This window comes from Sedimenticola hydrogenitrophicus (assembly GCF_029017505.1).
GTDB classification, from domain to species: Bacteria; Pseudomonadota; Gammaproteobacteria; order Chromatiales; family Chromatiaceae; genus Sedimenticola; species Sedimenticola hydrogenitrophicus_A.
Window position 1 is genome coordinate 17,054 of sequence record NZ_JAQGEI010000040.1, and the last position, 26,329, is coordinate 43,382.

The 26,329-nt window shown below is 56.5% G+C and carries 27 protein-coding genes and 1 pseudogene; 19 read left to right on the plus strand and 9 right to left on the minus strand.

The features are described from left to right. Position 1 precedes the first annotated feature (1 nt). From O9K64_RS19990 to O9K64_RS20015, 6 genes are all read right to left on the minus strand, one after another. A complete protein-coding gene (locus O9K64_RS19990; protein ID WP_275099873.1) occupies positions 2-772 on the minus strand; it encodes a conjugal transfer protein TrbF in 771 nt (256 codons plus the stop codon). Further along, positions 769-3,312 (minus strand): VirB4 family type IV secretion/conjugal transfer ATPase, encoded by a 2,544-nt coding sequence (locus tag O9K64_RS19995; RefSeq protein WP_275099874.1) that lies wholly within the window; start codon positions 3,310-3,312, stop codon positions 769-771. Before O9K64_RS19995 ends, O9K64_RS19990 begins: the two co-directional genes overlap by 4 nt. Next, positions 3,309-3,620 carry a conjugal transfer protein TrbD gene (locus tag O9K64_RS20000; protein ID WP_275099875.1) on the minus strand — a complete coding sequence of 104 codons (312 nt, stop codon included), beginning with the start codon at positions 3,618-3,620 and terminating at the stop codon, positions 3,309-3,311. The genes O9K64_RS19995 and O9K64_RS20000 overlap by 4 nt, the downstream gene beginning before the upstream one ends. Positions 3,621-3,622: 2 nt before the next feature. Next, positions 3,623-4,039, minus strand: coding sequence for a conjugal transfer system pilin TrbC (gene trbC / locus O9K64_RS20005; protein WP_275099876.1), 417 nt, complete (start codon positions 4,037-4,039; stop codon positions 3,623-3,625). Between the two features lie 13 nt (positions 4,040-4,052). Then, positions 4,053-5,015 (minus strand): P-type conjugative transfer ATPase TrbB, encoded by a 963-nt coding sequence (trbB, locus tag O9K64_RS20010; protein WP_275099877.1) that lies wholly within the window; start codon positions 5,013-5,015, stop codon positions 4,053-4,055. A gap of 226 nt (positions 5,016-5,241) precedes the next feature. Then, entirely contained in the window at positions 5,242-5,607 is a 366-nt protein-coding gene (locus O9K64_RS20015; RefSeq protein ID WP_275099878.1) for a transcriptional regulator, read from the minus strand. A gap of 109 nt (positions 5,608-5,716) precedes the next feature. On the opposite strand from O9K64_RS20015, the gene O9K64_RS20020 reads away from it, so the two are divergent. The 13 genes from O9K64_RS20020 (at position 5,717) to O9K64_RS20085 (ending at position 17,122) form a co-directional block, all read left to right on the plus strand. After that, complete coding sequence (locus tag O9K64_RS20020) at positions 5,717-6,061, plus strand: single-stranded DNA-binding protein (RefSeq protein WP_275099879.1); 345 nt, start codon at positions 5,717-5,719, stop codon at positions 6,059-6,061. 78 nt (positions 6,062-6,139) lie between these two features. Further along, the gene (gene trfA, locus O9K64_RS20025; protein ID WP_275099880.1) at positions 6,140-7,000 is read left to right on the plus strand and encodes a plasmid replication initiator TrfA; all 861 of its coding nucleotides are present in this window, start codon (positions 6,140-6,142) and stop codon (positions 6,998-7,000) included. Positions 7,001-7,648: 648 nt separating this feature from the next. Continuing rightward, a complete protein-coding gene (locus O9K64_RS20030) occupies positions 7,649-8,380 on the plus strand; it encodes an N-6 DNA methylase (protein WP_275099881.1) in 732 nt (243 codons plus the stop codon). Between the two features lie 876 nt (positions 8,381-9,256). Beyond that, positions 9,257-9,691, plus strand: a complete 435-nt coding sequence (locus O9K64_RS20035; RefSeq protein WP_275099882.1) for an antirestriction protein — start codon at positions 9,257-9,259, stop codon at positions 9,689-9,691. A gap of 48 nt (positions 9,692-9,739) precedes the next feature. Further along, positions 9,740-10,726 carry a klcB gene (locus O9K64_RS20040; RefSeq protein ID WP_275099883.1) on the plus strand — a complete coding sequence of 329 codons (987 nt, stop codon included), beginning with the start codon at positions 9,740-9,742 and terminating at the stop codon, positions 10,724-10,726. 654 nt (positions 10,727-11,380) lie between these two features. Then, positions 11,381-11,620 carry a hypothetical protein gene (locus O9K64_RS20050; protein WP_275099885.1) on the plus strand — a complete coding sequence of 80 codons (240 nt, stop codon included), beginning with the start codon at positions 11,381-11,383 and terminating at the stop codon, positions 11,618-11,620. 145 nt (positions 11,621-11,765) lie between these two features. Next, positions 11,766-12,131, plus strand: coding sequence for a KleE stable inheritance protein (kleE, locus tag O9K64_RS20055; RefSeq protein ID WP_275099886.1), 366 nt, complete (start codon positions 11,766-11,768; stop codon positions 12,129-12,131). Positions 12,132-12,208: 77 nt separating this feature from the next. Beyond that, complete coding sequence (locus O9K64_RS20060) at positions 12,209-12,514, plus strand: transcriptional regulator KorA (protein ID WP_275099887.1); 306 nt, start codon at positions 12,209-12,211, stop codon at positions 12,512-12,514. Then, the gene (locus tag O9K64_RS20065) at positions 12,511-13,275 is read left to right on the plus strand and encodes a ParA family protein (RefSeq protein WP_275099888.1); all 765 of its coding nucleotides are present in this window, start codon (positions 12,511-12,513) and stop codon (positions 13,273-13,275) included. The genes O9K64_RS20060 and O9K64_RS20065 overlap by 4 nt, the downstream gene beginning before the upstream one ends. After that, complete coding sequence (locus O9K64_RS20070; RefSeq protein ID WP_275099889.1) at positions 13,275-14,282, plus strand: transcriptional repressor gene korB; 1,008 nt, start codon at positions 13,275-13,277, stop codon at positions 14,280-14,282. Before O9K64_RS20065 ends, O9K64_RS20070 begins: the two co-directional genes overlap by 1 nt. Before the next feature lie 141 nt (positions 14,283-14,423). Then, positions 14,424-15,365, plus strand: coding sequence for a DNA-binding protein (locus tag O9K64_RS20075; protein ID WP_275099890.1), 942 nt, complete (start codon positions 14,424-14,426; stop codon positions 15,363-15,365). An 86-nt stretch (positions 15,366-15,451) separates the two neighbouring features. Beyond that, positions 15,452-15,799 (plus strand): IncP plasmid survival protein KfrB, encoded by a 348-nt coding sequence (kfrB, locus tag O9K64_RS20080; RefSeq protein ID WP_275099891.1) that lies wholly within the window; start codon positions 15,452-15,454, stop codon positions 15,797-15,799. 27 nt (positions 15,800-15,826) lie between these two features. Beyond that, entirely contained in the window at positions 15,827-17,122 is a 1,296-nt protein-coding gene (locus O9K64_RS20085; protein WP_275099892.1) for a phosphoribosyltransferase, read from the plus strand. A gap of 5 nt (positions 17,123-17,127) precedes the next feature. Here O9K64_RS20085 and O9K64_RS20090 read toward each other — a convergent pair whose 3' ends face one another. From O9K64_RS20090 to O9K64_RS20100, 3 genes are read right to left on the minus strand one after another with little or no spacing between them, the layout of a single operon-like run. Beyond that, positions 17,128-17,562, minus strand: coding sequence for a conjugal transfer protein TraM (locus O9K64_RS20090; RefSeq protein ID WP_275099893.1), 435 nt, complete (start codon positions 17,560-17,562; stop codon positions 17,128-17,130). Beyond that, entirely contained in the window at positions 17,562-18,287 is a 726-nt protein-coding gene (locus O9K64_RS20095) for a conjugal transfer protein TraL (protein ID WP_275099894.1), read from the minus strand. Before O9K64_RS20095 ends, O9K64_RS20090 begins: the two co-directional genes overlap by 1 nt. Then, positions 18,287-18,655 carry a TraK family protein gene (locus O9K64_RS20100; RefSeq protein WP_275099895.1) on the minus strand — a complete coding sequence of 123 codons (369 nt, stop codon included), beginning with the start codon at positions 18,653-18,655 and terminating at the stop codon, positions 18,287-18,289. The genes O9K64_RS20095 and O9K64_RS20100 overlap by 1 nt, the downstream gene beginning before the upstream one ends. 337 nt (positions 18,656-18,992) lie before the next feature. Here O9K64_RS20100 and traJ point away from each other — a divergent pair, with 337 nt between their 5' ends. The 6 genes and pseudogenes from traJ to O9K64_RS20130 all read left to right on the plus strand — a co-directional run. Further along, entirely contained in the window at positions 18,993-19,364 is a 372-nt protein-coding gene (gene traJ, locus O9K64_RS20105; protein ID WP_275099896.1) for a conjugal transfer transcriptional regulator TraJ, read from the plus strand. A 43-nt stretch (positions 19,365-19,407) separates the two neighbouring features. Next, the gene (gene traI / locus O9K64_RS20110) at positions 19,408-21,612 is read left to right on the plus strand and encodes a TraI/MobA(P) family conjugative relaxase (RefSeq protein ID WP_275099897.1); all 2,205 of its coding nucleotides are present in this window, start codon (positions 19,408-19,410) and stop codon (positions 21,610-21,612) included. Then, the gene (locus O9K64_RS20115; RefSeq protein WP_275099898.1) at positions 21,609-23,507 is read left to right on the plus strand and encodes a type IV secretory system conjugative DNA transfer family protein; all 1,899 of its coding nucleotides are present in this window, start codon (positions 21,609-21,611) and stop codon (positions 23,505-23,507) included. Before traI ends, O9K64_RS20115 begins: the two co-directional genes overlap by 4 nt. Continuing rightward, on the plus strand, positions 23,504-24,028 hold the full coding sequence (gene traF / locus O9K64_RS20120) for a conjugative transfer signal peptidase TraF (RefSeq protein WP_275099899.1): 525 nt from the start codon (positions 23,504-23,506) through the stop codon (positions 24,026-24,028). Before O9K64_RS20115 ends, traF begins: the two co-directional genes overlap by 4 nt. 11 nt (positions 24,029-24,039) lie before the next feature. Then, positions 24,040-26,121, plus strand: a complete 2,082-nt coding sequence (locus O9K64_RS20125) for a DNA topoisomerase III (RefSeq protein ID WP_275099900.1) — start codon at positions 24,040-24,042, stop codon at positions 26,119-26,121. Then, positions 26,118-26,327, plus strand: a pseudogene (locus O9K64_RS20130) (conjugal transfer protein TraD); the annotation flags it as partial. The gene O9K64_RS20125 and the pseudogene O9K64_RS20130, both read left to right, overlap by 4 nt. Positions 26,328-26,329 lie beyond the last annotated feature (2 nt).

Genomic DNA, 26,329 nt, shown 5'->3' on the forward strand with positions numbered 1-26,329 from the left:
TTCAAAGGAGTTTCGACCAGGAGTAATTACGCACGTAGATCCCGGTGGGATTCATGCGGATCTGTTCCTCAGTGGTTTGTGGAGTCGGTGCGGTGGTGTAAACCGTGATCAGGGCTCGCATGTTCACGGGCTTTCCGACGGCGACCCCCTGCCGGTCTCGGGTCGTTTCCACCCAATCCACCTGCCAGGTGTCCGGGGATTGAGGAATCGCCGAAGTGATCTCGGTACTGACCATGACCTTCGCGGCCCGTTGGAACGGGCTCGAATCTTCCGAGCCGTTCAGCCACTCGTTCATTTTTGCCGTGGCCGGATCATTGGCGGCCAGCTTGGCGTAGATGCGGAAGATGGCCCGGCGTTGCAGGGCTACATCCGGAGAGACCATACGAGCATCGGTAATGAACTCTGCTACCGAGGCATGTATCACGCGCTGATCCACGGGAGAGGCTGCCGTTACAGGACCGGCAGATATGGCCTGGCCCAGCTTATCCACCTCAATCACATAGGGGATGAACTTCGATTGAGCGCCGATATGGATGATCCCACCTACAGCGGCCAGCACGATCATGAGGGTCAGGATCGCTACTACCTGCCACATCCGGCGCGAGGCAACTTGAGCGCCTACGTGATCATTCCAGGTGCGGCGTGCCGACAGATAGGGGTTCTCGCTTTCCCCCTGCCGGCGGCCGCCGGCAATGGCTTGTTCTCCACGCCGTGGGTCGGCGTCGGCGGGCTTCTTGAATACGATGCCCTTCATGGTGTCGCTAAAGCTCATGCTGCCTCCAGATAGTTGTTCAGTTTCAGCCCCCGGGCGGCCAGCCAGTGGCCCACCCACTGATCTCCATACTTGGCTACGAGGTGTTGAATGGTTGCGATGGATTCCTTGTCGGTAGCGCCGACGAACGCCAGGGCCAGGGGGCCTAACGCCAGCTCATAGAGACGGCGACCCGCCTCTGAAACGCAGTAGTATTGGCGCTTGGGTATGGCGGTTGCGAGGATTCCGATCTGTCGATTATTGAGGCCCATGCGCCGATAGAGCGCGGCGGTTTCCTCATCCCGTGCGTAGACGTTTGGCAGGAAAATCTTGGTCGCTGTCGATTCCACGATTACATCCAGAATGCCGGAATTGGCGGCATCGGAGAGGGATTGAGTAGCCAGCAGCACCAGGCAATTTTTCTTTGCGAATGCCTTGAGCCATTCCCTGATCTTGTCCCGGAACACAGGATGGCCGAGCATGATCCAGGCCTCATCCAGCAGAATGGCGGCCGGCTGGCCTTTCAGACTGCACTCGATGCGGCGAAACAGGTAGAGCAGTACAGGCAAAGCGTACTTTTCGCCGAGGTTCATCAGCTCTTCGATCTCGAAGCAGGTAAAGTCGGCCAGCGCCAGGCCGTCCTCTTCGGCATCCAGCAGGTGCCCCATCATGCCGTCGATGGTGTACTGTTTCAGCGCCTCGCGGATTTTCTCATCCTGGATCGTTACCGTGAATTCCGACAACGTGCGGGCGCCACTCTGGTGCATGCTCATGATGGCGTTGCCGATCTCGTTGCGTTGCGCCGGGCTGGTCTCCACGCTGTTCAGGGCCAGGGTGGTATCGATCCATTCCATTGCCCAGGCACGGTCGCCCTTCGTTTCCAAGAACTGCAGCGGGCAGAACGCCAGCCGGCTATCGTCAGAGGCTACAGAGAAGTGCCGGCCACCCACCGCGGCGGTGAGCGGATACATCGACATGCCTTTATCGAATGCGTAGATCGACATGCCATGGTAGCGCCGGAGCTGCGCCGCGATCAGGCCGAGGTGGGTGGATTTACCGGCCCGTGTCGGCCCGAACATCAGCGCGTGGCCCAGGTCCCGTACATGCAAATTGAGCCGGAACGGCGTGCTGCCGCTGGTTACACAGTGCATCAGCGCCGGGGCCATTGGCGGATACATCGGGCATGGCGCGTGCTCGCTGCCAGTCCAGATGGTACTGATCGGCATCAGGTCGGCCAGATTCATGGTGTTTATGTGTGGCCGCCTGACGTTCTCCACGCCGTGGCCTGGCAGGCTACCGAGGAAGGCATCTACCGTATTGATGGTTTCGATCCGGGAGGCAAAGCCGAGAGAGTCAATGGCCTTGGCGATCTGGCGGGCGGATCGCTCCAGTTTCTCCCGGTCCTCGTCCATCAATACGACCACGCTGGTGTAGTAGCCGCCGGCTACCAGCCCGCTGTTGATATCGGCAATGGCGGCCTCTGCGTCCGCGACCATCGATAGCGCGTCCTGGTCAACGGCGCCCGAGTTTGTGTTGAAAACCTGGTCGAAGAATCCGCGTATTTTCTGTTTCCACTTCTTGCGGAATTTATCCAAATGTTTCACGGCTTCATGCTGGTCCATGAAGATGAACCGCGATGACCAGCGATATTCACTAGGCAGCTCAGACAGTGCGCTCAAGATACCCGGAGTCGATTCCAGCGGGAACCCGTCGATGGCCACTACCTGGATATACTTCCGGCCGATCTTGGGCACCACGCCGCCCCAAAACTCCTGCCCACCGATGATGTTATCCAGATACATCGGATTGTTGGGCAGCATGATCGGCTGGTTATTACCCGTGGCGCAGAATTGCAACCAGCTCAGGAAATCATCGTGGGTGTGCCTGCTCCCGTCCTCGTCAACGACCTGGTACCCCTGCAGCCGCGTGAGCTGCACGGCGGCCGATAGGCGGGACTCAATCGTCTGTATCTCATGCTTGAACTGTTCGATGAGGCCCATTGTCCGGGCCTTGTGATTTGGCACTGGCGTATCATCGTCAAACATCAGCTCAACGAATTTTCGTTGCACCAGCATGGGCGGAAACCATGTCAGGGTGAGGATGAAATAGCCCTCGTACATGGTCCCTGCCCGCTCGAAAAGTGCACGGCGCTCTTCATCGATGGCGACAGATACCGAGTCCGGGAAATGTGACAGCTCACGTTGAGAGTACTTCGGGGCCGGCCTGCGCGGTGCATCGATGTGGATCATCCAGCCGCTGCCGAGTCCGGCTAGCGCCTGGTTGATACGAGCGGATACCATGTTGCGCTGTTCGTCGGTGCTGCTGCCGTTGTCGTCGCCCTGGTACAGCCAGGCGGCCATGAATGCGCCGTTTTTACATACGATAACGCCGTTATCTACCTCTGCGGCATAGTTGAGTAGATCGGCAAAGCCCTCGACCTTGGAGCGGTGTTTTTTCAGCCGTGATTCTGCCCCGGCGACCTGTATACGGCCGTACAGGATCAGCACCAATACCACCCCGAGGGTAGCAATCGTGTAGCTCACCATTTCTAGTTCAATCATCTGTAACGCTTCCCTTGTGTTGCCGTGTTTTCCCGGAACGGTGTACTGCGAGGCGGGTAATACCCCTGATATCTCCGGTGGCGGAGGTAGACGAATCGCATTTTCGGATCGGACTTCGCCATGATTCGGCACGCGAAGAGCGCACCGAACCACAGGACGAGGCCAAAGACCGTTGCCCGGAGCTCCTGGGCTGTGAAGATCAATGCGCCGGCCAAGAGACCGGCGAACATCACCAGTTCACGGTCCCCGCCCATAAACAGGTTTTCGCGGTTGCCAGCTCTACGGATGGGGATCGTGCGGAGCGCCATGATTACTTGCCCTCCCCCGCCTTTTGGGCTGACACCGCCACCTGGTGGGCCGCATCATTGGCCGGCGCCGCGATCACTGCGCCGCGACCGAAGAAGGTTGACATCATGTTTTGTGCGCCGACCAGGAGCGCCATGACCAGCACAATGAAAATCAGGGTCCGGAAAAATCCGTTCAGCTCGCCGCCAAAGATCAACACGCCGCCGGCTACGACAATGCCGATGATCGCCAGGGCGAAGGCGACGGGGCCGGTAACGGAGTTGCGGAGATCAGTCAGCCAGCTCTCATAGGGGAGAGATCCGCCCGTTCCCACGGACGCCAGCGCCGCCTGAGGGATCATCATGATGGACACGGCCAAAGCGGCCAGGGCGAGCGCCCACATCATGCGGTTGCTTTGGACAAAGGGGTGAGACAGTTGCATTTGGTTGTTACTCCTAAACGGTTTTGGTGAGGTATTGGCCATTGCTGAATCCGGAAACCTCGATGATTTCCTGGATCTGGCGGCCGGAGCTGGTACGGGCGATATGAACGACCATATGAACCGCCTCGCCTATGAGCGGTTCGATGGGTTTGGGTGAATCAGGGTGCATGCTGATCAGCATGGCGAGACGATCCAGGCCGGACTTGGCGTTGTTCGCGTGCAGTGTGGCCGCCCCTCCCTCATGTCCGGTATTCCAGGCCATGAGTAGATCCAGGGCCTCGGGTCCACGTACCTCGCCCACCAGTATTCTGTCGGGTCGCATACGCAGGGTGGTTTTCAGCAGCGCCGTCATGGTTACGTCCAGGCTGGTGTGGTACTGCACATAGTTTTCGGCGGCGCACTGGATCTCTCCGGTGTCCTCGATAATGAAAACTCGTTCGGTGGGATCGTTGGCAACCATCTGATTGATGATCGCGTTTACCAAGGTGGTCTTGCCGCTGCCGGTGCCGCCGATAATCAGGATGTTGCGGTGCGCCCGTACAGCCTCGATCAGCACGTCCCTTTGCTGTTCGGTCATTATGCCGCTTTCGACGTACTGATCGAGGGTAAAGATGGCCACCGCCTTTTTCCGGATGGCGAACGTGGGAGCTGGTACGACCGGCGGGAGCTGGCCGGCGAACCGGGAGCCGTCCAACGGCAATTCGCCCTCCAGGATCGGCTTTTGGCGGGTGACCTCTTTGCCGTGGTAGCCGGCTATGGTCTCGATGATGGCCTGGGCCTGCGCCGTGCGTAGCGTGCCCATGCAGCGCATTGGCTCGCCCAGTCGCTCCTGCCAGAGCCGACCATCGGCATTCAACATTATTTCTACGGTTTTCGGGTCTCTCAGTGCGGCCAGCAGCTCCGGCCCCATGTCGCGTTCCAGCTTGCGCTTTGCCCGCTCCTTGATGCTATTCGTTTCGTTCTTTCCTGGTGTCATCCCGGTTCCTAGACGTTATTTCCTATCCCTCTGGCGAACATACGATATAGCGAAACTATTCGAGATGCAATACTTCGTGCATATCGAAGGGGTAGCGCCCTTTCGATGTATGTTTTTGTCAGTGGGAATCGCCTAATTTTTAGACAAAATTAGACAAATCGATTTAGGTTTTTTTAGCGGCTAAAACGCGGGGTTTGGGCGTTCGTTCCGTGAAACTGCGTTGCTCCTATTTTTTTTCCTCTAGCTTTTTTTTGGTTTCATCGTTCCATTTCTTGACGATGAATGCTTTGTGCTCGGGTAGTACAGCTGTCACCCTCTCGTATCCTGCCGGCAGGCTTTTTATGGCTGGGTGTCCGGCTAGTTCTTCCAATGTCTTTCTATCCATGTCGGTAGATTCCAGCAGCATGGGCAAGGCAACGCCTAGTGCCGTCGCTAGGGATTCCATCACCTTCAGACTCGGGTTTGCCTTGCCGGTCGTTAGATCAGAGAGGAACGAGATTGACACCCCTGATCGTTTTGACAGCTCTTGCTTGGTCATGCCGCGCTCTTCTAGGATGCGCAGCACATTCGTGAAGAAAATGAAATCGTACACTGGGCCTCTGCCTGAGAGCGGCTAATTTTAGCCGCTAAAATTTTTTCTCTTGCCTGGCGGCATTTGTTTAGCTAAACTTTGCCTACTATTTTCGACAGGGAGTTTTGCGATGAGTCATAACCTTTTTCAATTTATCGGTAATATTACCCGCGATGCGGATTTGAGTCATGCTGAATCTGGTGCTGCGCGCGTACAGCTTGATCTGGCCGTTGATCGTGTCTGGCGGGACCAGTCCGGAGAGAAGCAGCAGCAGACCGATTTTTTCCGCATCAAGGCGTTCGGCATGCTGGCCGAGAATGCCGCTAAGTACCTGGGCAAAGGGTCCAAGGTGTTCGTGGATGGTCGCGTGGAACCCACTCGCTTCGAGCGCGGCGGCAAAACCGTGTATGGTATCGATTTCATAGCAAGCGGTATTCAGTATCTTGATACCAAGGCTCCGGGTGGTCAGGGTTGAAGTAGGTTCAACCTTTTCTTTCCTTGGAGTTCAACGCCGGCCTTTGGTGGCCGGCTTTACTGATGAGAGTGCGTTCTAATGTCTGCTACCCGCAAAAAGAAAACCGCCTCTGATGCCCTCGCCAAGCAAGTGTCCGAGGCGAAGCAAGCGGCTGTCCTGAAGCAGTCGAAGGAAGAGATTAAGGAAATGCAGCTTTCCTTGTTCGACCTTGCTCCCTGGCCTGATCATATGCGGGCGTTGCCTAATGACTATGCCAGGTCGGCGCTGTTTACGGTGCGTAACAAGCGGGCTCCTCGCCAGGCGCTGCAGAACCACCCGCTTTTTCACGTCAATAAGGATGTGGAGATCACCTATACCGGGGTTGAGCTGCGGGCCGAGGATGATGAGCTGGTTTGGCAACAGGTGCTTGAATACTCGAAACGGGTTCCCTTGGGGGACCCTATTACGTTCACCTTCTATGAGCTTTGCAAGGACATTGGTTGGTCGATCAATGGCCGCTACTACAAGAAGGCCGAGGCGTGCCTGTCCCGCCTGCAGGCCTCCGCCATGCAGTTCTCTTCTTCTCGCGTCGGCCGCCTGGAGTCTGTTTCTCTGATCCACCGCTTTCGGGTCCTGGATCGGGGCAAGCGTAGCTCTCGATGCCAGGTTGAGATCGACGATGAAATGGTGATGCTGTTTGCCGGAGATCATTACTCGAAGTTCATTTGGGAGAAGTACCGGAAGCTCTCCCCTACCGCTCGCCGGATGTTCGATTATTTTGCGTCCCATAAGGAGCCGTTTCCGCTCAAGCTGGAGACTTTCCGCCTGATGTGTGGTTCTGAGTCCACCAGGCCCAAGAAGTGGCGTGAGCAGGTGAATGATGCTTGCGAAGAGCTGCGCGATACCAAGCTGATAGAGAGTGCTTGGGTGCTGGATGATCAGGTGCATTGCAAGCGTTGACCTTTCCCCTGGTGCACCTGGTCCGGACCTGGTGCGCCCGTTTCAGCCGTTGATTACCCCCACCAGTTCCATATTTCCCAGATAGTAGCGGTCACGATGATTAGGATGCCTGCCCGTCTCGGGTAACAGAGCGCATAGCCGATCGCTAGGGCGAGTGGGTGCAGGATGATTTGGATGGTTCGGTTCATTGGGCAGTCCTCGGTGATTTGTGGGTCATATCTCTAAAAGACTTTTGTCCGAGAAGATTTTGGGGAATTTATGCCTATCCAGGGCATCCCCGTTGGGCCGGGCTGCTCCAGGTTCCGCTTCGCTCCATCCCCTCTGCTTCGCTCCAGGGACAAGCCTTCCGTATCCCTGATGCCTCCGCGCTCCGCTTGGTAATAAAGAGCCCATAGACCCTATCGGGACTATGGGCCGGTTTTTGTCTGTATGCCCCAAACAGATGCTTCGCAACTGTCCGGAGCTGATAAGGGGCTCTGCCCCTCGCTCACGCAAGGGGTCTCCCCAACCTTCCGCGTTTCGCTGCGCTTCACTTGTGCAGGCCGGGCGATCCCCCTCCCCTTGCGTTCTCTACCCCCGCACTTCGCCAGTGGGTCAGGAGCGCAGGCGCTCAAATCCAAAACATCAAAAGCAGGGGGAATCGAATCAATGGACGTATTGACCAAGGAACTGATTAGTTTGCATGGCAAGGAAGGGCTCAGAGCCGAGCAGTGGTTTGATTTGATGATCGATGACGTACTGGCGGGGTTTGGCCTGAAACTGACCGAGATCCCCGCTGACGCGGTGCAAGAGGTGTTGTTCAATCTCTCCGGGCTCTATGCCCGAGAGGTTATAAGGGCCGCACCGTTCGAGGACATTCTAGGTCCTGTTCACATGGATCTGGTCAGCCAGTATCAACAGAAGGGCACCGGGCAGTTTTTTACCCCACCGTCTCTTTGTCGGATGATTGCTCAAATGTCACTAGGGGATTTCCGCATCGAGGACGAGCCGCGCCTGATCCGTGTTAGTGATCCTGCGGTTGGCGCTGGAGGCATGCTGTTGGCTGCGATGGCCATCATTCTAGAAAACTGCAGCCCGGAGGCCTTGACGTGGATCTCTCTTACCGGGATCGACATTGACCGGCGCTGTGCACGGATGTTTCCGGTCCAGGTGCTTTCCGGCCTGTTTGTCCATCAGTGGCAAATTGGTGAGTTGGTGTCTTATCGCGGGAACACTCTAGGCAATCCTGCTGAGTGGTCTACCGTCTGCCATTACTCCAGGAGAGATCTGCCTGAACGGCCGCAGCCTGCTGATCATCCCATCGTTAAAAAAGCCGTAGCCGAGGCAATCATCAACCATGCCGCTAATGATTCTGCCGCTGGCCAATTGGCCCTATTTTAAAACACCTTCATGGTTATCTGCTGTGAATAAACAATGAGCAATGGCGGCCATCATGACACTTGAGGGGCGTTCTTTGACACTTGAGGGGCGTAGTTGTTAGGCGCGGTGTTGACACTTGAGGGGCAAAGTACTTTTTTCGGTAGCATCAGGGGCCGTGAGGCCCTATACCACGCAGACACAGCAGGAGTTATCCACAGAATTTGTGGATAACCCTGTTAGGAAGCCGTTTTCGTATAGACACTTGAGGGGCGGCTTTATAGACACTTGAGGGGCGGCTTTATAGACACTTGAGGGGCCAACTATAGACACTTGAGGGGCCGGAATATTGACACTTGAGGGGCGCGGGTATTTGATTTTTTTCAGTTAAAACATATTGATACGTGCATTATTTTGCCCCACTAACCTCTAATAACCGTTTTTAACCATATATCTAACCAATATTTATAACCAGAGCATGGCAAAAAAGCACACACAAAAGCATCGCAAAAAAACAGTTCGGCAAAAACCGGCCGCCGAAGGGGGGAGACCCCCCTTCTCAACCCCTCCCGTCGCTTCGCTCCTCCCATCCCCCCCAGGGGCTACGCCCCTCGCCCGCTGCGCGGGCTCACCCCAAAGTTTGCACACTTACAAAGGGGCTTCGCCCCTCTGCACACCCCATGGCGTTCATGCTGTGGTGCCCCAATCAAACTCAGTGCCGCCACCTTATTCCGGAGCATTTAGTAAGTCCCAGGTTTAACTCCAAGAAAAGATTGGTGGCGATTGCGCCCCTCAAGTGTCAGGTAATAAATTCTTGTGCTTGACAATTAGGGCATATTGCCCTATTATGTGTCTTGAAGGCCGGGCTTCTCGCCCTGGTCAATTACCGGAGAATTTCCGATGACTGAAATACAAGAGCAGGTCCCTGTTTCCGCGTCCCTGGTTGCCGAAGATAACCGTCTGGACTTCCTTCCTACTTCCTTCACTCCGCGCCTGATGATGCACGGTGAGGCCTTGGTCTATGCCTGGATGGACCGCCTTTCCGAAGACTACAAGGGCGGGTATTGGCATTTTTACACTCTGTCGAATGGCGGCTTTTACCTGGCGCCGGCTTTGGATAGCCCGATGCGCGTGGCAGTCGCCGGCAACTGGTTCGAGGGCGAATTGTCGGCTGACGCTGCCGGGATCGTCGCCACACTCTTCGCATTGTGTCAGCTTGCGGCTGATGTGCAAGGGACTGACGCGGGTGATCTACTGATCGACCGCTATTACTTCCTGCGCGATTTCGCTGCCGAGCATGCCGAAGGTCCGGCCATTTTCCGCGCTATTGACTGATGAGGGGCGGCCCCGGTTTCGAGCCGGGGCCAAACCAAGGGGCAGGGGATGAGTGAGCGGGACAAGCTAGCCGCCGAATTGGCGGCCTCGATGCCTGATAATCAGGCGGCGCTGTTGGATGTGGCTATGGCATCCGTGGACGATCTGCATGCGGCGGCCATTGGCGGAGACCAAGAGGCGACCAGGGCGGCGGCTGATAGATACGAGGCGACCGTCTGGAAACTGAACGGAGGCACTTTCTTTGGGTGTATGGCCGATGTGAATGCACCGGGCCACCTGGTTGAGCGGCATTGTCGGGCCGTGCCTGGTGAGGTTCCCAAATGGGGGCAGTCAGGAGATTTTTTGATCGAGGTGGAGGGTATTCGTGCCATGGTAGAGTTTGGCGACGGTATGGGTGTGCTGCACACGGAGTTCATTTTCCATGCAGTGGACTTGGATAAGCTTTTTATTTCAGAAACCGGCTACCGTTGCCACTACGATGATATTTACCTGAGGCAATGCGTGGATGAAGCCGCAGCGGCCATATTCGCGGCCTACCTCAAGGATAAGAAACACCCAATTGATGAAGAATATCGGGATCGCCTGGCAAGAGAGTTGCAGCCGGCCTGGCTGGTGCGCCTGGACCCGCCGGCGCGCCGATCCCCGGCGACTATTTCAGTGCCACCAGGTCACGAACTGGTGGATGTGATACTGCCCAAGCACCGGGCGTTTATAGCCAGAAAATGGGCGGCGCAGGCTCAGGAGAGACTAGCGGCCAAGGCCGCAGATTTGTACGCCAAGAAGGGGATGTTTAAGCCCGGATTGCGATGTGAAGTTGTTAAGGTCTATCGGCGGTGTTTTGCTAAGGAATTGGGGAAACCAGTGATAATTACGCGGGTTGCCCCTGATTCCATGCAGGTCTGGGCATATATGGATCGCCCGGTTGAATATAAAATTCGCAAGGGAAGGCGTGAAATATTTTATGATCCGAAGTGCAGAACATACCGTTTCCACTTCGATCAGCTGCGTCCCTTTCCGGATGGCGAAGCAAACTAAGAGCAAAAGAATACCTGATTACCAACAAAACTCAGCTAGGTTTGAATACCGTTAATAAGCCGCGAATAAACGCGAATAGACGCAAATAAATAACAAAATCAGTTGCCTGGGTAATGAGTATCAAAATGGGTCTCTACCTAAAAATGGACGCTACCCTCCCGGCAAGGAGACAAGGCGCCTGGAAATTTACAGAATTCGCGTTCATTTGCGTTCATTCGCGGCTAATATTCTCCTGCCTGTGGCTGAGCCAGGTGGGTAATCAGGAAAGAATATGACCGATACACAAAATATACGCCTGGAGTGTTTACGACCAGCAGAGACCTGGGCGCAGCCGAGCGGGGAAGAGGTGAGGGAGGCGCTTCGTTTGGCGCATTTCACCGGCAGCAGAGCGGCAAAGGCCCTGGGGCTCGGAGCTAGGGGAGACAGAACAGTCCGGCGCTGGATCGGTGAAGACTCCGCAATACCTTACGCGGCTTGGGCGCTTCTTTGCGACTACGCCGGGCTAGGTATCATCTGGAGAAAATAATTTTAGCGGCTAAAATTTCCCTTGCCCTTTTCTGATGGTTTAGCTAAACTATGCAACTAGGGCATTATGCCCTATTGCATATCTGAAGGCCGGGCTTCTCGCCCTGGTCAATTACCGGAGAATTTCCGATGAACTCACAGAAGAAAACCATCCAGGGAGATACCCTGTCCACCGAGCAATGGGATGCGCTTTGTCGTTTTGCTGGTTATGAGGGGCGCCAGTGGAAGTCGGTGCTGGCTCAGTGTTGGCGGAATGGTTGTTATCCCTGGCATGTAAAAAACACCTCTAACGACGAAGCCTATCTTCAGCAGATCCGCAACCGGCGTGGACCTGGTTGGCTCATGAAGTGCAACCTTCGGCTTGATTGAGGTAGCAGGGATCTGTTTGTTTGGGTGGTTGGTGACGCCCCGGCTTAACCGGGGCGTCTGGCCTGGCGCTGGCACACCAAGACCATGCTTCCCAGGGTGGGAGAGCTATCAGCATTGAACACGCAAGTTCATGGAGGGTCAAGTTATGTCGAATATCGTACAGTTTCCTAAATCGCCTCAAGTCACGGAAGAAGTTAGCCCCGGGCCGGTTGTTAACAGCGATGACTCAGCTAAGCGACCTGGTAGGATCTATCGTGCTGGTAGGGGAATATTGCGTTTTCTATGGCTGTTGCTGGTCCTGTTCTGGCCCCTGTTGAGGTTGGTGGTTATTGCTGATGTGACCTTCCAGATGTTCCGGATGATCTACTACTGGAGTTCTCCAGAGATGAATGCCGGATGGGTCTTTCTGGGGCATTTCTCAGTGCTTACTCTACTCACCTATCTGGTCGCCTCGTACCCAGCGGATGACGTTTTAGCGGCTAAAAAAGTTGACAGAAAAGGCATGGTTTAGCTAAACTATTCCTTCTATTGGCGGCTGGCACCGCTATTTTTTAGACAACCAGGGTGGCGTGATTATGGGTGCAGTGTATGAAAAAGCAGCTAACCGAAGCCCAGTTCCAGGCGGCAGTAAAACACCTGGATATCGGCCAACAGACCATCGATATAGCGCGGGGTGTGTTGGTCGAGGGCAGAACGCAGACGGAGTTTGCAAAGGCGCTAGGGCTCACCAAGGGGGCGGTTTCCCAGGCAGTGAAGCGGGTTTGGTTGGCGCACACGGCGGAGAATCTGCCGGAAGGGTACGAACGGGTCACGGTCGTACTGCCGGAACACAGGGCGTTCATCGTCAAGAAATGGGGCGAGGACGCCAAGAAAAAGCAGGGAACAGAATCATGAAAACAATGGTCACCGCGAATCAGAAAGGCGGGGTTGGGAAAACGGCAACGCTGGTGCACCTGGCGTTTGATTTCGTGGAGCGCGGCTTGAGGGTTGCGGTAGTCGATCTGGATACGCAAGGGAACGCCTCCTATACGCTACAGGCCTTCGCCTGTGGTTGTACGGCGAGCAGGATGTTTAATGGGGCTGAGGGCCTGGCTGACCATTTCGGGGATATGGACGATGGCGGTTTGATGCGATTGATCGAATCAGACCCCCAAATGGCGGATATGGAAAAACGGAGTATTTCCGAGGCCGGCGCCGCATTCCGGGCCAATATCGAGGCATTGGAAGCGGCTGGCTTTGATGTGGTGTTGATCGACACTGCGCCATCGTTGGGCGTGGGGCTGGCGGCTGCGCTACTGTCCGCGGACTACGTGCTATCGCCCATCGAGCTGGAGGCGTACAGCATCCAGGGTATTAAAAAGATGGTTACCACGATTGCCAATGTCCGAAAGGCTAACCCCAAGCTGAAATTCCTGGGGATGGTCCCAAGCAAAGTTGATGCACGTAACCCCCGCCATGGCCGGCATCTGGCCGACCTGGAGCAGGCCTATCCGCAGTTGCTCATACCTGCCGGTGTGGGACTGCGTAGCAGTATTGCCGATGCGCTGGCGAGTGGGGTGCCTGTTTGGAAGATAAGAAAGACGGCAGCCCGTAAGGCCGCGAAAGAAGTTCGCGCACTGGCTGACCATGTGATTACAAAAATGGAGATCGTTTGATGAGTGCCAAGACAGCTATTAAAAAGCAATCGCCTGCAATGTCGGGCTTGGGCCTGGATGGCATCGGCGATCTGTCGAGTCTGTTGGGTGATCCTTCGACAGGGGGTTCTTCAGGTGGTCCACTTGAGATACCGCTAGATTTGATCGATGAGGACCCGAATCAGCCGCGCCATGCAGATAATCCGGGTTTCTCAAAGGAGAGCCTGGGCGAGCTGGCCGCGACGATCCGCGACCGGGGCGTTAAGTCGCCGATCTCGGTGCGCGAGCATCCCGAGGCGGAGGGCCGCTACCTCATCAACCACGGTGCCCGCCGCTATCGCGGCTCGAAGGTGGCCGGGAAGGAAACTATCCCGGCTTTCGTTGATAACGACTACAACGAGGCCGACCAGGTTATCGAGAACCTGCAACGCAACGAACTGACGGCCCGCGAGATTGCCGATTTCATCGGCCGCGAGCTGGCGACAGGGAAAAAGAAGCAGGCGATTGCGAAGGAGATCGGCAAGTCCCCGGCGTTCGTCACTCAGCACGTCACATTGCTGGATCTGCCGGAACCCATTGCAGTTGTGTTCAATGCTGGCCGGGCCAATGACGTTACCGTTGTTAATGAGCTGGTCAAGGCCTACAAGAAGAACCCGGAAGAGGTCGGCGCGTGGCTGGATGATGATGACCAGGAGTTGACGCGGGGATCGGTCAAGCTGCTACGTGAGTACCTGGAGGACAAGCGGCAGCATGAAGAGAAAAACGAGGACCCCAATCCAGGTAACGCCGAGGAAGAGGAAGAGGGGGGAGAAGAGCCCGCAGGAGAGAAGAAGCCGAAAAAAGACCCTGATCCGGATCAGCTGAAAAAGGCTATCGTGCTGGTGACGCATGACGGCAGGGCGGCGCGTTTGATTCTCAATCGGCGTCCCCCTACCGATGGTTTCGCCTGGTTGAAAGACGAACTGGATGGCCACGAGTACGAAGCAGACCTGACCCAGGTGCAGTTGGTATCGATCATGGAGGGGTAACAGGCCCTCCACTAGAACACCCCTCCTTGACCCCGCCAATGTGCGGGGTTTTTTTTGCCTGTCGAATAGAATAAAGGTTGCATAATAATAATAATTATATTATTCTTATTATTATCTTATCAGAGTCAGGAGACTACCCGTATGAATCAACCCACTATCCCCGCTGACGTGCGTGAGCGCATCGTCGCTGTTGCCGATCAGCTCTATCAGGAGGTCGAGCGCGAACGGTTCCCTACTGTCGATCAGGTGCGCCGCGCTGCCAAGGTGAATATGAACGACGCCTCCGCCATCATGAAGGAGTGGCGCCGGGCGCAGACCGCCCAGGCCGCCCCTGTAGCCATCCAGGTCCCGGAGGCCATACAGCAGGCGAACGCCGCAGCCGTGGCCACCCTCTGGCAGCAGGCCCAGGAGTTGGCGAACGAGAGTCTGCGTGCCGCTCAGGCCGGTTGGGAGGCGGAGCGTGGTGAGCTGGACGCCATGCGTCAGGAACTCGCCGAGGCCTACGAGACGCAAGCCCGCGAGCTGGACCAGGTGGAGGTGCGCGCCGCAGCCGTCGAGCAGGCTGCCCAGGAGGCCGCGCAACGGGCAGCCGACGAGATCGGCGCTGTCCGGACCGAGCTGGTCCAGGCACTTACCCGTGCCGAGCGTGCCGAGGCCAAGGCCGACGAAATAGAGCGCCGGGCCACCGATCTGCGCACCGAGTTGGACCACGCGCACCGGGAGCAAGAGCGCCTAGCCGCAGCTGCCGAGGCAGATCGGTCCCGTGTCGCGTCTGTGATCCAGGAGCGTGACCGCCTGGCCGCCGAGGTGGCCAACCTATCGGCCAAGCTCGATACTGAACGGGAGACTCACCAGGAGCAGCGTAAGATCTCCGCCCAGGAGGCTCACCGGGCCTCCGAGCGTCTGACCAAGGCCCAGGCGGAGCGCGACGAGGGACGTATGGTTGCGTCTACTGCGCGGGAAGAGGCGGCTGCCCTGCGTGGGGAGATCGATGCCTTGCGCCAGCAGCTCGCCAGCCAGCAGGAGTTGTTGCGTGGCCTCACAGGCCCCAAAGGTGACGGCAAGGCTGATCGGCGCAAGTGACGTGGGCTGTCGAGAGGGTCAGTGGTAATGTAGTCTATTAGACTAGTCCATTAGACTAACAACCCATAACGGGAAAATAGAGAATTATGAAACAGCGTCTTGTGGTGATGAACGGTCAGCGCATCGTTCAAACAGAGCAGGGAGGAGCATGGAAGAATGAGAAGGTTGATAAGGCCGGCGCATTGAAGCCGGGTATGTACAACCTATATATGGCCCAGGAAGCCGATAAAACCAAGTCGTATGACGGTCAGATCGTCCATGCTGATAGCAGTGGAGTTTACCAGCAGTTCGGCAAAAAGTTTGTCATGCACTCACCCATGGATTTCGATATAGTACCTGCTATCGGCAGCGCGAAATCCATTAATTATGATGCGCAAGGGAAGGCCCAAGTGTCCGCAATGGCGGCGCAACGGGGGCGCAGCCGATCACGTTGATTTTAGCGGCTAAAAAAGGGAGGTTTGATGAAAGGTCTGGGAAGAGGGGAGCGTTCACGATGGGGTAAGTTTCCTCGTGTGATCCGGAATGGAGACCTGGGGCAGCTCAAGGAGCAGCCAGAATACACGGCAGCCAAGGGGGGCGATGCCGGCGCGGCGCTGGACATGGTGGATCGCTTGGTCACTGATGAAATGATCGAGCAAATAGAAGCTCTACTAGAAGAGAACAAGGACGTGCGAGTGCTCCCTGTGCTGGCTGCAGAGACAGCAGGGAACAACAAGATCCCCGTGGCGCTGGCGGAGGTGCTGAGTGACCGGCTAGGCATGGAGGTGGAGACAGAGATCGTGCAGCGTGAAAAGATTCAGCGTACTGACTCCAGCACCGATTATCGCTTGGCGTTCAACCCCACATTTGACGGATCAGTTAAGCCTGGTCAAAAGTACCTGGTTGTTGATGATACGCTGACTATGGGCGGGACCGTGGCATCGTTGCGAGGCTATGTTGAAAACCGGGGCGGTAAGGTTGTTGGCGCTGCTGTTATGACTGCACACCCTGGTGCACTGGATCTGGCCGTGAAACCCTCGATGCTGGACGCTATCGAAAAAAAGCACGGCAAGGCAATGGATAAGTATTGGACGGAGGTATTTGGTTATGGCATCGATTCACTCACCCAAGGAGAGGCGGGACACCTCAAAGCGGCCGCGTCTGTTGAAGCAATCAGAGATCGAATCTCTGCGGCACGATATGCAGGCATCGAGCGCCTGGATGAAGGCCGAGCTCAAACGACGGAAGGAGGTGGGGCGGACCTGATTGATTCCGCCCTGGGCCTGGAACGTGAGCAGCAGGCTCTTTTGGAAGCGGCGCCTGTTGAGCAGAGCTATCAAGAGGCCTTATCCCTGTATGTGCAAGCCAAGCATGAGCAGGTAGAACACATTGAGGAGCGCCTAGAGGGCTTGATAGACAGACAGCAAGCCAGTCTGGCGCAGTCACGATCTAACCCGCCTGGCTTGTTATCGAGGCCTAGCACTAAGCGGGCCTGGCAAACACTGCAGGCGCGACAGCGTGCGCGTATACAGACGCTCCACAGCCGGCTAGATGCTGTTAGGGAGGTTAAGGAGGGGATGGGTCTGCACTCGCCCAGGATTGAAGAGCTGGCCACCAGAAAGCTACGCGCCGAGCGGCCCGAGCTGGCGTCTGATTGGGATGCGATGAGGGAGTCACTGCGCCGGCATCAAATGATGGTGCGCAAGCAAGAGCAAGAACAAAAACAGGCAAGGGAGCGCAGTCGCGGCCAGTCCTTGGCCATCAACCGGCCTAAGTAGTTATCCTATCCCGCCGCCCATAGCACCACCCCAGCAGCCAGCAATGTCATTACAGCAGCGACTATGTTCATGGTCGCTGCTGCACGAACACTGCCGATGGGCTGGCGGATCTGAAGGACAGCATCTTTAATCTCTTTTTGGATGACCACTGTCGCGGCGCTTGCTCCTTCCTTCATGGTTGATGCCATCGCCTCCTTGCTGGCCGTGAGTGCTGCGTTTAGCATGCGCTCGGCCTTATTCTTGGCATCGTCGCTCCAGCGGTGCGCAATCGACTCCAGTTCCTCCTTGAATCGATCCAGGATCTCTTGCTGGGCTGCTGCGCTATCCTGCATCAGCCGTTCGTTAATAGTCTGCAATACCAGGATCGGGTCATCACGGCCCACGGCTATGCCGTGTTTGGCCGCGATTTCCTTAATGGTTTCCTCGATCTTATCGGTCATTACAGCACCGCCGCATTATCCATTAGCCCGAATAGTTGCTTGCGAATAATTTTAAGCCGCTGCCGGGTCATAATCGTGAGCGATTCCATCGCCAGCGCCTCGTCGAACGTCAGGCGGGCTTGTAGCATTTCCGAGAAGTCCCGGCCGTGGGTCTCTTTCTTGAGTTCCGGAATCTGGATGATGGCGGAAACCCGGTCTTTATTATTGGTGTATGCCTTCATTTGCTCAAAGCTCTTGCCTTCATGCTCGATGGCTCCCCAATAGGGGTTCAGCCAGACCACAAACAGGCATTCAGACGGGTATTGATCCGCCAGTTGGGCGAACCCGCTCACTGTGTCCAGCAGGGCTTGGCCGCCGGTAATGACCGTATGCACAACCAATTCATGCCCCATTTCCTGCAGGATCGCGGGCACTTCGTTGGTTATCAGGTAGTGGGAGAGGGGTACGAAGCTGCTGGCGCCGTTGTCTATGATCACGTCATCCTTGGATGGAGCGATCAGTTCGACCAGGGCGTCAAAATTGCGGCTGTTGATTTCATCGTCATCCATGATGTTCAGCCGGCGTACATTTAGCGCCTTGTATCCCTCGAAGGTCGCGTTTACCGGATCAGTATCGATGCACAGGGGGGTCTGTCCCTTGGCCGACTTATACTGTGCCAGGGTGGCCGCTAAGACCGATTTGCCGACCCCGCCCTTTCCTTGTAGAACCATGTGAACCTTTGCCATTAAATCAAATCCTCTTTGTTGGGTGTTGCGTTGTATTCAAAACCGCCCTTCTTGGGCTGTTTCTCCTGTTTCGACTTGGCCTTCTGTTCGGTCGGCTCCACCTTTGCCTGGTCGGCGGAGGGGAGGGGCGTCGAACCTGCCTTAATGTATCTCTTCACATGGCGGCGGAATGTCTCATAGCTGCATTTAATCCTGCCGGTCTCGTGCATGTGCTCGTAGATGGTAGTTAGTGCATAGCCGGCTTCCATGGCCTCTCTCACGTTCGCCTTGACCGCCAGGAATGCTACGGCTACCGCGTCTTGCCGGCGCTTTTTCTTGGCTCGTTTTCCGGCCCATTCAGCTAGCTCTTCTGTGTATCGCTTGCTCATCGCTGGTAGTCCATATTGTGCATTTTGCGTGTATTTACTGTGTAAAGCACAAGTATAACGCTTGGAATATAAGCGGTAAGCTCTGTATATCACGCGGTTTCCACGCATTCTAGCCCATGTTTCGATATATACGCTACTTTTCCTTTTTATATCCACATCGTTAGGTGTAAACTTTCCTTTGGAGTTACACCGCCGTAAGGCGGGCAGGATGGGCGAAGTAGGCCCACCCGTAAACGGGCGTTCCTTCTTCGCTGTCCTTATTCGCACCTGCGGTGCTCAACGGGAATCCTGCTCTGCGAGGCCAGCCGGCTACCGCCTGCATAACAGAGGTTGAACGATGGGAAAACAAACGACAGTAACCCGAAAGAACAGTCCACCTATTAAGGTGTACTGTCTGCCGGAAGAGAAGGATCTGATCGAATCCAATGCGAAGGCGGCCGGCATGAGTGCGGCGCGTTATCTCCGCGAGGTCGGCCAGGGTTACCAAATAAAAGGAATAGTTGATTACGAACAGGTGCGGGAGTTGGCCCGGATCAATGGCGATCTGGGGCGCCTGGGTGGTTTGCTAAAACTCTGGCTGACCAATGATGAGCGTACTGCGCATTTTGGCGACTCGACCATACGGGCGTTGCTGGGCCGCATTGAGGCCACCCAGGACGAGATGGGAAAGATCATGATGTCCGTTGTCATGCCGAGGGCGGAGCAGTGATTTTTTTAGCCGCTAAAAACTCGGGGTCACCGGGGGGCATGCTTTGATTGCAAAGCACGTTCCCATGCGTTCGGTCGGTAAATCCGACTTCGCCGGCCTGGTGAAGTACATCGTCGATGAGCAAGGCAAGACCGAACGGCTGGGCAATGTCCAGGTGACGAACTGCCAAGCCGAAACCATGCAGGCCGTTATTGGTGAGGTGTTGGCGACGCAACATATTAATACCCGTGCTGAGAGCGACAAGACCTTTCATTTGCTGGTCAGCTTCCGCCCGTGCGAGACGCCCGAAGCGGACACCTTGAAGGCCATTGAGGATCGCATCTGCGCCGGGCTTGGGTACAGCGACCACCAGCGTGTCAGTGCCGTGCACCACGATACCGACAATCTGCACATCCATATTGCTATCAACAAGATCCACCCGGTCAGGAATACGATGCACGAGCCGTTCCAATCCTACCGGACCTTGGGCGAACTTTGCCAAGTGCTCGAACGTGACTATGGGCTGGAGCGCGACAATCACCAGAGCAAGCGTACGATTGCCGAGGGTCGAGCGGCAGATATGGAACGGCACGCTGGCATTGATAGCCTGGTGGGCTGGGTCAAGCGCGAATGCCTGGATGAGATCCGTGGTGCGCAGTCATGGGCCGAGCTGCACCAGGTCATGCGCGACAACGGGCTGGTGCTTCTCCATCGGGCTAACGGTTTCGTGATCGAGGCCGGCGACGGGACGATGGCGAAGGCGAGTACCGTGGCCCGTGACCTGTCCAAGCCGAAACTGGAGGCGCGTTTGGGGGCGTTCGTGCCGTCCCAAGAACAGATTGATCGTAAACAGGCGCGGCGTGAATATGGCAAGCAGCCTTTGCGTTCACGCATTAATACCGTTGAGCTTTACGCCAAATATAAAACTGAACAGCAAACCCTGGTCGCTACCAAAAAAGCGGACCTGGAGCGGTTGCGGCACTGGAAAGATTCGGAGATCGAGGCTGTGAAACGGTCGAACCGGCTGCGCAGGTCGAGTATCAAGGTATTGGGGCAGAACAGGGCCAACAAGAAATTACTTTACACTCAGGCGAGCAAGTCACTACGGGCGGATATTCAGGCGATTAACCGGGAATTCCGGATCAAGAAAGGCGGGCTATCCGATACCCATAGACGGCGGACATGGGCCGATTGGCTAAAGAAGGAGGCATTGCGCGGTAATGCCGAGGCCTTGACGGCTCTTCGTGCCCGTGAGGCGGCCCAAGGCCTCCAGGGGAGCACTGTGAAGGGGGAGGGTGGTGCAAAACCGGGACACTCCCCGGTGATGGACAACATCACCAAGAAGGGCACGATCATCTATCGCGCCGGCAAGAGCGCGGTGCGTGATGACGGGGACAAGTTGCAGGTTTCTCGTGAGGCCACAGGCGAGGGTCTTGTGGAAGCACTCCGTTTGGCTGGCGAACGTTACGGCAACCGGATAACGGTCAACGGCACTGTTGATTTCAAGGCGCGGATCATCCGTGCTGCCGCTGCTGGACGCTTGCCTATCACCTTTGCCGATCCGGAGCTGGAGCGCTGGCGGCAGTCACTATTAACCAATGAGGGAACACATGACAGACCAAATCAAGATAGAGGACGAGCTGGACGCGGCGCTGGCCGCGCTGGACCAGGAGCCGCTACCGGTGAGCACACAAACCGACACGGTAGCAGTGTCGAGCGAGGTCCTGGACGAGCAACTGCCGGAACCGGCGCACCAGGCGGACAGCGCAAGCCGAACGTTGGACGCATTGGACGAGTCCCGCCGCCCCAAAGCCAGCACCGTCTGCGAGGATTGTCCGAACTCGGTGTGGTTCGCATCGCCAGCGGAGGTGAAGTGCTATTGCCGCGTGATGTTCCTCGTAACCTGGAGCAGCAAGGAGCCAAACCAGATAACCAACTGCGACGGCCTCTTTCTGGGCCAGGAGTAGCGCCAGAGGCATTGGCAGCGGCGGCTAAATACATAACGGAGCGCGAGGCCAAACGCTTAAAAGGCTTCGATATACCGAAGCATTGCCGATATAATGGGGAAGCAGGTGCGTTTTCCTATGCGGGCTCCAGGAACATCGAGGGCCATACGTTGGCCCTCCTGAAGCGTGGTGATGATGTGCTGGTGGTGCCGGTAGATCCGGCCACGGCGCGTCGCATAAAGCGTGTTTCGATAGGGGAGAGCGTCACAATTAACGCGAAGGGTTCGATTACAACATCAAAGGGACGAAAGGGAAGAAGATGAAAAAACAGAACAGCCATGCAGGGCCTCAAGTACGTAAAAAACAGAGCACCAATAAACTATTGCCGGCGCTGGGCGCTTTGTCATTAGGTGCGGGCCTACAGTCTGCCACACAGTTTTTTGCCCACTCCTTCGATTATCAGGCGGTCCTGGGTGGTCATCTGTTCCATATCTATGCCCCCTGGTCAATTCTGGGGTGGGCGTCGAATTACTATACCCAGTACCCCGATGAGGTTATGCGGGCGGCCGGCGTTGGCCTGGTGGTTGCTACCGCTGGCCTGTTGGGCGTAGCTGTTACAAAGATTGTTTACGCTAATTCGTCTCGGGCCGACGAGCATCTGCACGGATCGGCACGGTGGGCCAAGAAAAAGGATATTCAGGCGGCTGGATTGTTACCCCGTCCACGCAAGCTGCTCGATGTGGTCACAGCCAAGGAAGCCCCTACCCAGACCGGCGTGTACGTGGGCGGCTGGGAAGATGAGGACGGTAGTTTTTACTATTTGCGGCACTCTGGCCCAGAGCACGTATTGACCTATGCGCCCACCAGGTCCGGTAAGGGTGTTGGCCTGGTGGTACCTACCCTCCTGTCTTGGCCGTCGAGTTGTGTTATTACCGATCTAAAGGGCGAACTGTGGGCGCTGACCTCGGGCTGGCGGAAGCTGCATGCCGGCAACAAGGTCTTGCGGTTTGAGCCGGCATCATTGAGTGGCTGTATACGATGGAACCCCCTGGATGAAATTCGTGTAGGAACAGAATACGAGGTTGGCGACGTGCAAAACATGGCGACTCTGATTGTTGATCCGGATGGCAAGGGCATGGAGTCGCACTGGCAAAAAACGGCGTTCGCGCTCCTGGTCGGCGTGATTCTGCACGCACTCTATAAGGCTCGCAACGAAGGTGCGGCGGCTACTTTGCCTGCTGTAGACGCCATGCTGGCAGACCCTAACCGTGATATTGCCGAACTGTGGATGGAAATGACCACCTACGGTCATGTTGACGGGAGTAATCATCCGGTGATCGGCTCTGCCGCAAGAGATATGCTGGATCGTCCGGAGGAAGAGGCTGGATCGGTACTGTCTACCGCGAAATCCTATCTCTCGCTCTACAGAGATCCAGTTGTAGCCCGGAATGTCAGTGAGTCCGAGTTTCGCATCAAGGACCTGATGAATTATGGTGACCCTGTAAGTCTGTACATCGTCACTCAGCCGAATGATAAAGCGAGACTGCGGCCCCTGGTGCGAGTCATGGTTAACATGATAGTTCGGCTGCTGGCCGATAAAATGGATTTTGAGAACGGCCGGCCCAAGGCGCATTACAAACACCGCATGTTGATGATGCTGGACGAGTTCCCCAGCTTGGGCAAGCTGGAGATCCTGCAAGAGTCCCTGGCATTTGTCGCCGGTTACGGCATCAAGTGTTACCTGATAGCTCAGGATATTAACCAGCTCAAATCTCGTGAAACAGGCTATGGTCACGACGAAACCGTAACCTCCAACTGTCACGTACAAAACGCCTACCCGCCCAACCGGGTAGAGACGGCCGAACATTTGTCTCGCCTGACTGGGCAGACCACGGTGGTAACGGAGCGGGTGACGACCAGCGGCCGGCGCACGTCTGCCATGCACGGCCATGTCTCCCGCACCTTCCAGGAGGTGCAGAGGCCGCTTCTGACGCCTGATGAGTGTCTACGCATGCCCGGCCCGACCAAGACGGCCACGGGCGAGATTGAGCAACCAGGTGACATGGTTATTTATGTCGCCGGCTATCCCGCCATCTATGGCAAGCAGCCGCTCTATTTTAAAGACCCGATCTTCCAGGCTCGCGCCTCAATCTCCGCTCCACGGTCAAGTGATGTGTTGCGGCGGGTTCCGGTGGAATCTGAGGCCATTGCCCTGTGAAGCGGCTTGCAAAGGTGGTGGCCGGGTCGGGTGTACTTGTCCTGTGCTTTGGCGCGTTGGCTTATGCGACTGGAGCCCGTATCAACACTACCCGCAGTATCCCCGTGGGCCTGTACTGGACGACCACTAAGCCCGTGGAGCGGGGAGCTTATGTGGTTGTCTGCCCACCTCAAAAAGAGGTTTTCGACGAGGCTGTCCGGAGGGACTATCTCGGCGCGGGTATGTGCCCTGGTGACTACGGCTACATGATGAAGCGAATTTTAGCCGCTAAAGGTGACCTGGTATCCGTTGACTCTGATGGGGTTCAGGTAAACGGAAAGGTACTGCCCATGAGTATCCCCCTTGATGCAGATGGCGCCGGCCGTCCTATGCCGCATTTTCGTGTTGATCAGTACAGGTTGAGCGGGGATGAGTTTTTGCTGATGGGGGATGTAACAGCTAATTCATTTGATGGGCGTTATTACGGCTTGATCGGGCGTTCACAGATTGTATCTGTAATTCGTCCGGTTATTACATGGTAGGAGTTCAAGGTATGACAAGGTTGTTTATTGCTGAAAAGCCCTCTGTGGCCAAGGCTATCGCTGGAGAGCTGGGGGCGACGGGTAAGGGGGATGGTTATATAGAGTGTGGTGCTGACAAGGTGACGTGGTGTTTCGGCCATATGCTGGAACAGGCCGGGCCAGATGAGTACACGCCCGAGGACGTACCACGCAATGCCAATGGCCGTAAGGTCTGGCGGATCGATGAGCTGCCAATTATACCGACCACCTGGTTGTTGCAACCCAAGCCCGATGCGAAAAAACAGCTGACGATCATCGGGAAACTTATCAAATCCGCCAGTGAAATCGTCAATGCTGGCGACCCCGACCGGGAAGGTCAATTGCTGGTCGATGAGGTTCTGGCGCATTTCAGGAACACTAAGCCAGTGCGCCGCTTTTGGGTGTCGTCTCAAGATTCGGTGACAGTCAAGCGCGGCCTTGCTGCGCTCAAGGACAACAGCGCCTATGCCGGCTGGGCTGACGCTGCCCGAGGCCGGGGCCGTGCCGACTGGCTCATTGGCATGAATCTGAGTCGTGCATTCACCCTACGGGCACAGCGTGGCGGATCACGGTCATTACTCACCGTGGGGCGGGTGCAAACCCCGACGCTGGCCCTGGTGGTTGCCAGGGACCGCGAAATCGAGGCATTTAAGCCGATGCCGTATCACAAGATCCGGGCTGAAATAACCCATGCCGGCGGGACGTTTATCACCGCGTGGAAAGCGAAGGAGGATCAAGCCGGCCTCGATTCCGAGGGCCGCCTGATCGATACCGCCGTTGCAGACGCCCTGGTGGCCGCTGTCACTGGCCAGGCCGGCAGCGTGGCCGAGTACAAGCAGGAGGCTAAGAAACAAAACCAACCGCTGGCGTTCGCCCTGTCTGACATAACGGCGCTGGCATCCAGCAAGTTCGGCTATAGCGCCGAGGACGTGCTGAATACCTGCCAGGCGCTCTATGAAACCCACAAGCTGACCTCGTACCCGCGTACCGACTGCGCCTATCTGCCAGAGTCGCAGCACGCCGATGCGCCGCAGGTTCTTGAGGCTATCAAGCACGTCAACCCGGAGTTGGGCGGAATCGTGGACGGTGCGGATTCGCGCATCAAGTCCAAGACCTGGAACGACTCGCAGATTACCGCGCACCATGGCATCGTCCCGACCATGCACAAGGGCAGCGTGGGTCGCCTCAGTGACATGGAGCGTAAAATTTACAACCTGATCGTTCGGGCCTACCTCGCGCAGTTCTACCCGCTGCACGAATACCTGAGCACCACGGTTGGCGTCGATGTTGCCGGCGAGAGGTTCGCCGCCACCGGCAAGGTTGTCACACGCAACGGCTGGCGTGATGTGTTCCAGGATACCGACGACGACACCGACAAGGATCAAGACGAAGGCGGCAACCAGACACTACCACCGATGGCCCAGGGCGATGGCGTGGCCTGCCTGCAGGCCACGCGGAAGGATGCCAAGACGAAAGCCCCGGCGCGTTTTACCGAGGGCACGCTGATTCGGGCGATGGAGAACATCCACAAGTACGTCACCGAGCCGGAGTATAAGAAGATGCTGCGCGACGGCGACGGCATCGGCACGTCTGCAACCCGCGCCTCTATCATTTCCGAATTGAAGCGCCGCGAGTTCCTGGAAACCAAGGGCAAGCAGATCATCAGTTCGACCTTGGGCCGCAGCATGATCGACGTGTTGCCCGAAGTGGTGAAGAGCCCGGTATTGACTGCCCTTTACGAGCGCATGTTGAAAGGCATCGAGCAGGGGGCCGCCAGCCTGGAGGCCTTCATTACCAAACAAGAGGAGTTTATCCGTAGCCAGGTCGCTAAGGCGAATGATGGCGCAGTGACGATTGCCGGCGGTAAAGAGGCGGCCCCGGTGTCGTCTCTGCATAAGTGCATGAGTTGTGGCAGTGGTCTATCGCGGAGGCCAAGCAGAAAGAAAGGACAGTTCTGGTGGGGATGCAGTAACTACCCTACCTGCAAGCAAACGTATCCAGACCTGAAAGGCAGGCCGGACTATAGCAAGGGCCGTAACGGCTCTACCAGCGACAACAAGGAGAAGTCGGTATGAATAGCAAAAAAGACACTGACGCGGTTAGCGTATTTGATGATGAGGCGAATGCAGCCGAAGCATTATATGAAAAATTGGCTGATGCCCAGACGCCGGGCTATGAAGCCGAGTTTGATCCGGAGGAAGCCGAGCGTGCCGGTGCGTTCGTGGAGGACGCATTGAGCGAGCAGGACGCTCAAGAGAGCACCGAGGATCTGCCCGAGCTTGG